Consider the following 327-nt stretch of genomic DNA (forward strand, 5'->3'; position numbering starts at 1 on the left):
TTGCTGAAATTTCCAAAGGTCTGGGTACCCCTATGAAGGGAATCGAAATTTCCAAGCTGCAAGCTTCCGAGCGTATGCAGGAGCGCGGCTGGTAATGAAGAGAATTGGGGTTCTCGCGCTGCAAGGCGCGGTGGCAGAACACATCCGCGGCATCGAGCTGGCTGGCGCTGAAGGCGTCGTTGTGAAGCGCACAGAGCAGCTTGCCGATCTGGATGGCATCATTCTGCCTGGCGGAGAAAGCACGACAATCGGTAAATTGATGCGCACCTATGGATTCATCGAGGCGCTTAGAGATTTCTCTGCGGCAGGCAAGCCGATTTTCGGTAC

The 327-nt window shown here is 55.0% G+C and carries 1 protein-coding gene and 1 pseudogene; both read left to right on the plus strand.

Annotated features, from left to right (window positions below; genetic code table 11):
- Window positions 1-95, plus strand: a pseudogene (locus KVT27_RS24065) (pyridoxal 5'-phosphate synthase lyase subunit PdxS); the annotation flags it as partial.
- On the plus strand, window positions 95-327 hold a 233-nt coding region (locus KVT27_RS24070), incomplete at its 3' end, for a type 1 glutamine amidotransferase family protein (protein ID WP_483307980.1). The pseudogene KVT27_RS24065 and the gene KVT27_RS24070, both read left to right, overlap by 1 nt.

It is taken from the genome of Lysinibacillus sp. GbtcB16, assembly GCF_019091145.1.
Taxonomy (GTDB): Bacteria; Bacillota; Bacilli; order Bacillales_A; family Planococcaceae; genus Lysinibacillus; species Lysinibacillus fusiformis.